Source organism: Mesorhizobium sp. M7A.F.Ca.CA.001.08.2.1 (genome assembly GCF_003998455.1).
Taxonomy (GTDB): domain Bacteria; phylum Pseudomonadota; class Alphaproteobacteria; order Rhizobiales; family Rhizobiaceae; genus Mesorhizobium; species Mesorhizobium ciceri.
Window position 1 is genome coordinate 1 of the sequence record NZ_RZPW01000342.1, and the last position, 6,325, is coordinate 6,325.

Here is a 6,325-nt window from a genome sequence, read left to right on the forward strand (position 1 = left end):
GCTCGATATGGCCGTCCTTGAGCACCACGATGCGGTCGGCCAGCGTCATCGCCTCGACCTGGTCGTGGGTAACGTAGATCATGGTCGTGTTGGGCATCGATTCCTTGAGCTTGGCGATCTCGATGCGGGTGGCGACGCGCAGCGCGGCGTCGAGGTTCGAAAGCGGCTCGTCGAACAGGAACACCTTCGGATTGCGCACGATGGCGCGGCCGATGGCGACGCGCTGGCGCTGGCCACCCGACATCGCCTTGGGCAGCCGGTCGAGATATTTGGTCAGCTGCAGGATCTCGGCGGCCTGGCGCACGCGGCGGTCGATCTCGGCCTTGTTCTCTTTGCCGATCTTCATCGAGAACGCCATGTTGTCGTAGACGGTCATGTGCGGGTACAGCGCGTAGGACTGGAACACCATGGCGATGCCCCGCTTCGACGGCGGCACGTCGTTCACCACTTCGCCGGCTATTCTGAGTTCGCCGGAGGTGATTTCCTCGAGCCCGGCGATCGACCTCAGCAATGTCGACTTGCCGCAGCCCGACGGGCCGACGAAGACGATGAACTCGCCCGACTTAATATCGAGGTCGATGCCGTGGAGAATGTTCAGATTGCCGTAGGACTTCTTCACTTGTCTTAGCGTGACATCGGCCATTGGTTTCCTCCAGTGATTGGAAATTCAGTCGAGACGCCCGAACCAGGCGCCGTAGCCGCCAAGCTCGATGGAACCGCTGCTCGCCTGCCCCGAAAATCCGTGCCCGGGCAGAGGTTGCAGCGATCGGCCGCCAAGGTCAACCTTGGCCCGCCCGGCTCCCAGATTGAAGACGCAGACGATCTGCTCGTTGCCTGCGCGGCGCGTGAAGGCGACGGTATCTCCCTCACTTTCGATGAAGGTGATGTCGCCCTTGGCCAGCGCCGGATGGGCACGCCGGAAGCTGAGAAAGCGCCGGTAGTGCTCGAGCAGCGAAGCCTCGTCGCCCTGCTGGACATTGACCGCTTGCGCCAAATGCTTGGCCGGCACCGGCAGCCAGGGTTTTGCCTGGGAGAAGCCGCCATTCTTGGCGCCGCCGTCCCACACCATCGGTGTGCGGCAGCCGTCGCGGCCCTTGAATTCAGGCCAGAAGCGGATGCCGTAGGGATCCTGCAAATCCTCGAACCGAAGGTCGGCCTCGCCGAGCCCAAGTTCCTCACCCTGATAGATGCAGACCGAACCGCGCAAGGACATCAGCAGCGCCGAGATGACCTTGAGGTAGGCGGTCGGGTCGGGCTCATTGGCGGCCCAGCGCGAGGCCGGGCGCATTACATCGTGGTTGGAGAAGGCCCAGCACGACCAGCCATCGCTGGCGACCTTGCCGAAGGATTCCAGCACCGAGCGGACCTTGCCCGCGCTGATCTTTTCCGGCGCCAGGAAATCGAAGGAGTAGCACATGTGCACGCGCTTGCCGCCGGCGGTGTAGGCGGCCACCACTTCAAGCCCACGCTGCGAATCGCCGACCTCGCCGACCGCTGCCGTTGCCGGATATTCATCGAGCAGGGCACGGAACCGTTCGAGGAAGCCGAGATTCTCGGGCCGGCTCTTGTCGTAGAGATGGTCCTGGTAGTTGTAGGGGTTGACCGCCGGCGCGGTCTGGTCGTTGCGCTCTTCCGGCGGCAGCGGCGGGTTGTTTTCCAAGCCCTGGCTGTGGAAGTAGAAATTGATGGTGTCGAGCCGGAAACCATCGACGCCGCGCTCCAGCCAGAAGCGGGTGACGTCGAGCAACGCGTCCTGGACTTCGTGGTTGTGGAAGTTGAGGTCGGGCTGCTCGGCCAGAAAATTGTGCATGTAATATTGCTGGCGGCTGGTGTCCCATTGCCAGGCCGAGCCGCCGAAGATCGACAGCCAGTTGTTGGGCGGCGTGCCGTCCGGCCTGGCGTCTGCCCAGACGTACCAGTCGGCTTTCGGGTTGCTGCGGCTCGACCGGCTTTCCTTGAACCAGGGATGATTGTCGGCGGTGTGCGACAGCACCTCGTCGATCATCACCTTCAAGCCCAACCTGTGTGCCTCGGCGGTCAGCGCGTCGAAGTCGGCCAACGTGCCGAACATCGGATCGACATCGCAGTAATCCGACACGTCATAGCCGAAATCCTTCATCGGCGACTTGAAGAACGGCGAAATCCAGATAGCGTCCGCGCCGAGTGCGGCGATGTAGGCGAGGCGGCCTATGATGCCCTTGAGATCGCCGATGCCGTCGCCGTTCGAGTCCTGGTAGCTGCGCGGATAGATCTGGTAGATCACCGCGCCCCGCCACCAGTCGCGATCGATGGCGAGGTCAGGCTTCGAGCTGGCCTTCAAAGCGGATTGCATCGTCTCAGCCTCCTTTCACCGAGCCGGCAAGCAGCCCGCGGACAAAATAGCGCTGCAGCGAGAAGAACACGATCAGCGGCACGATGATGGTCACGAAAGCCGATGTCGTCAGAATCTCCCAGTCGCCGCCGCGTGAGCCCAACAGCGCGTTGAGCTTGGCGGTCAGCACAATCTGGTCTGCCTCTGTGCCGAGGAAAACCATCGCCACCAGCAGATCGTTCCATACCCACAGGAACTGGAAGATGGCAAACGAAGCCAGCACCGGAAACGACAGCGGCAAGACGATCTTGACGAAGATCTCGAAATCGCTGGCGCCGTCGATGCGCGCCGATTCCATGATTTCGCGCGGCAGGCCGGCAATGTAGCTGCGCAGCAGGTAGATGGCGAAGGGCAGGCCGAAGCCGGTATGCGCCAGCCAGATGCCGAGATAGGTCTTCGACGGCATGCCGAAGAAAGCGCCGACGCCGTTGTAGAGTTTCAACAGCGGGATCAGCGACATCTGCAATGGCACCACCAGCAAGCCGATGATGACCGCGATCAGCAGCGCCCGGCCGGGAAACCGCATCCAGGCCAGCGCATAGGCGGCAAAGGCGGCGATCAGGATCGGGATGACGGTCGCCGGAATGGTGACGGTCAGGGAATTCATGAAAGACCGTCCGATGCCTTCGGAAAACAGCACGGTTTTGTAATTATCGGTGGTGAATTTCGGCGGCGCCGACGAAGCATAATAGACGCGCTGGCCGCGATCGCCTTCGAACGCTTTCGGGGACTGCATGACGAAGGTGCCGTCGGCATTGAGCTGCAAGGTCACGCCGTCGCCGAGATCGGCTGTGGTGCCGGCGGGATACTGCGTCGGTGCCGCCGATTTGACCCCGAAGGCGCTGATGTCGCGCTTGGCGCCGTCGCCAAAGATATTGCCCTCGAGCACGAACTTGCCGGCCTTCTCGACTTGCGCCGAGGCGGGCGGCAGCCGGCCGGCTTCGGTCTGGGTGGAACTGGCGAACGAGTTCCACCAGCCCGAGGCGATGATCTGGTTCTTGTCGCGCAGCGACGAGACCAGGATGCCGAGGGTCGGTATGGTCCAGATCGCGACGAAGATGAGCACGGCGATGTGGACGCCGAAGCGGCTGGCGAAGGAATTTCCGGTCGCGACGGCCATCTCAATGTCCTCCCGTCTCTTTGTTCGCCTGTCGGATGTTCCAGACCATGATCGGAATGACCGCAATCATGATGATGATGGCGATGGTGGCGCCGCGGCCGAAATCGCCGCCGCCGCGGAACATCCAGTCGAACATCAGATTGGCCAGCACCTGGCTGTTCCACTGGCCGTTGGTCATGGTCAGCACGATGTCGAACACTTTGAGCACCAGAATGGTGATCGTGGTCCAGACCACGGCGATGGTGCCCCAGATCTGCGGCACCATGATCTTCCAGAAGATCTGGAACGGATTGGCGCCGTCGATGACGGCGGCTTCCAGCGTTTCCTCGGGGATGCCGCGCAGGGCGGAAGACAGGATGACCATGGCAAAGCCGGTCTGGATCCAGATCAGGATGATCATCAGGAAGAAATTGTTCCAGAACGGCAGCGATATCCAGACCTGCGGCTGGCCGCCGAAATGCTGGATGATGGCGTTGAGGATGCCGATCTGCGTCTGGCCCTCGCCCCGATACTCGTAGATGAATTTCCAGATCACGCTGGCGCCGACGAAGGAGATCGCCAGCGGCAGGAAGATCAGGCTCTTGGCGATCGTGCCCCACCAGATCTTGTCCGTAAGCACGGCGATGATCAGCCCGAGGAAGGTGCAGGCGGCCGGCACCACCGCCAGCCAGACGATGTTGTTGAGGATCGAGTTGCGGAACTCGCGGTCGCCGAACGCCCATTCATAGTTCGCCAGGCCGACGAAATTGATGCCGCCGCGATCGAGGAACGACAGCCGCAGCGTCTCGACCACCGGATAGATCAGGTAGATGGTGAGGATGATCATCGCCGGGCCGACGAACAGCCATGGGCGGACCAACCCTTGCCGGCGTAGATTGTCGATGGCCGCGGCACCGGCGACGCCGCGTGATGGGAATATCAGGTCGACCAGTTTGTTGGCGCCCCAGAAATAGGCGACGCAACCGCCGACGCCGACGATGATGACGAATATGGCCGAGAAAATCTGAGCCGCCATGGGTCCCTCTCCCCCTGCGCATGACCCGACAAGGAATGACCTTGGTGACGGGGACCAGGCGCCGATTCAGTTGTTTGGAGCGCGTCATCGGCGGCTTGCGCACATTGCCGATCGCGCTTCATGTCAATGCGCTCATGACGAAAGGCTGCGGCACGGGCCGCCGTCGGATCCGGGCCGGTACGGTCCGGATCCAGTGCGAGAATGGTTGGTCGTCTACGTGCCAGCCGTCTACTTGATGGCGTCCCAGCTCTTCTGGATGTCGGTGGCGACGTCCTGCGCCGACTTGCCGCCGACCAGGTCGATCATGCCGGTCCAGAAGGCGCCGGCGCCGATCTTGCCCGGCATCAGGTCGGAACCGTCGAAGCGGAAAGTCGAGGCATTGGCGAGGATTTCGCCCTGTTTCTTCAGCGCGTCGCTGGCATAGGCATCCTTGTTGACCGACTTGAGCGGCGTCACGAAGCCGCCTTCGGCCATCCAGATCTCGTGGGCGAGCGGCATCTTCAGGAATTCGATGAATGCGCGCGCGCTCTTGCTGTCCTTGGTGATCATCGCCAGCGTGCCGGCGCCGAGCACGGGCGTGCCCAGTTCAGGCTTGGCGGCATAGGGCGGGAAGTAGAAGAAGTCCGCGTCCTGGCCGACCTTGGTGCCTTCCGGGAAGAAGGTCGGAATGAACGATGCCTGGTGGTGCAGGTAGCATTTCGGCGGCACCGAAAAGAGGCCCTTCGGGCTGTCGCGGAAGTCGGTCGCCGCAACCGCCTTGGCGCCGCCGTCGACCATCTTGTCGTCGGTCGCGATCTTGCCGAAAATGTCGATGGCGTTGACCACCGCCGGATCGTTGAACGGGATCTCGTTCTTCACCCATTTGTCGTAGACCTCCGGAGGCTGGGTGCGCAGCATCAGGTCTTCGACCCAGTCGGTTGCCGGCCAGCCGGTGGCACCGCCGGAGCCGAGGCCGATGCACCACGGCTTGCCGCCATCGGCGATGATCTTCTTTTCGAGATCGGCGAGTTCTTCCTGGGTCTTCGGCACCTTGTAGCCGGCTTCCTCGAAATTATCCGGCGAGTACCAGACCAGCGACTTCACGTCGGCCTTGTAGGGGAAGGCGAAGAAGCCCGGCTTGCCGTCCTTGTCCTTGAAGGTGCCGAGATCGACCCATGACTGGCCGGCGCCGTAATTGTCCTTGACCCATTTGGCGGTGTCGTCACCGAGCGGCGTCAAAAGGCCCTTCGACGCCAGGTCCTGGATGAGGCCCGGCTGCGGCAGCACGGCGATGTTGGGCGGGCTGCCGGCCTGCGTGTCGATGACGATCTGCTGCTCGTAATTCTCCGAGGAGGAGTATTTGATCTCGACGCCGGTGGCTTCCGAGAAATAGTCGAGAACGCCGCGCACCAGGCCTTCGTCCTCGCCGCGCCACGGTCCGAAGATCGACAGCGTTTCACCCTTGAGGTCGACTTTCTTGAGCTCTTCGTAGTTCGCCCAGTTGAAGCGCTTGTCTTCGCCGGGCTTGAACTTCAGTTCGGCCTGCGCGGGCGCGTTCAGGGCGAACGTGGCAAACGCAGCACCCAGCAAAAGCATTTTCTTCATCGGTATTCCTCCCAGTGGGTCTCACACACCGGACGGACCCTCCATTCCGCCCGCCGACGCCGCAGGACTGTGACTCAGTCGGAAAGGAACCGCAACCTTTCGAAGAGTCTTCCAAAGCGCTTTGGCTTTTTCGATCACGCCATTGAATCGCGGGGAAGTCAAGGGGCTGGCGAATCAATCGATTTAGGTTCGCGCATTTGCGCCCAAAAAGTGCGTCGCAGCACGCTATTATGGC

5 protein-coding genes are annotated in these 6,325 nt (G+C 62.1%); all 5 read right to left on the reverse strand.

Translation table 11 applies throughout. The features are described from left to right. A partial coding sequence (locus tag EN914_RS19975) for an ABC transporter ATP-binding protein (RefSeq protein WP_127389217.1) occupies positions 1 to 643 on the reverse strand: 643 nt, incomplete at its 3' end. Between the two features lie 24 nt (positions 644 to 667). Further along, positions 668 to 2,332: an alpha-glucosidase gene (locus EN914_RS19980; protein WP_024501953.1), complete on the reverse strand. Its 1,665-nt coding sequence runs from the start codon at positions 2,330 to 2,332 to the stop codon at positions 668 to 670. A 4-nt stretch (positions 2,333 to 2,336) separates the two neighbouring features. Further along, entirely contained in the window at positions 2,337 to 3,491 is a 1,155-nt protein-coding gene (locus tag EN914_RS19985) for a carbohydrate ABC transporter permease (RefSeq protein WP_024501952.1), read from the reverse strand. A gap of 1 nt (position 3,492) precedes the next feature. Further along, complete coding sequence (locus tag EN914_RS19990; RefSeq protein ID WP_024501951.1) at positions 3,493 to 4,506, reverse strand: carbohydrate ABC transporter permease; 1,014 nt, start codon at positions 4,504 to 4,506, stop codon at positions 3,493 to 3,495. Positions 4,507 to 4,734: 228 nt separating this feature from the next. Continuing rightward, positions 4,735 to 6,090 (reverse strand): ABC transporter substrate-binding protein, encoded by a 1,356-nt coding sequence (locus EN914_RS19995; RefSeq protein WP_013528261.1) that lies wholly within the window; start codon positions 6,088 to 6,090, stop codon positions 4,735 to 4,737. Positions 6,091 to 6,325 lie beyond the last annotated feature (235 nt).

Excerpts from the sequence above, each read along its gene's own strand:
- EN914_RS19990 (WP_024501951.1), bottom strand. The coding sequence starts at position 4,506 with ATGGCGGCTCAGATTTTCTCGGCCATATTCGTCATCATCGTCGGCGTC.
- EN914_RS19980 (WP_024501953.1), bottom strand. The coding sequence starts at position 2,332 with ATGCAATCCGCTTTGAAGGCCAGCTCGAAGCCTGACCTCGCCATCGAT.
- EN914_RS19985 (WP_024501952.1), bottom strand. The coding sequence starts at position 3,491 with ATGGCCGTCGCGACCGGAAATTCCTTCGCCAGCCGCTTCGGCGTCCAC.
- EN914_RS19995 (WP_013528261.1), bottom strand. The coding sequence starts at position 6,090 with ATGAAGAAAATGCTTTTGCTGGGTGCTGCGTTTGCCACGTTCGCCCTG.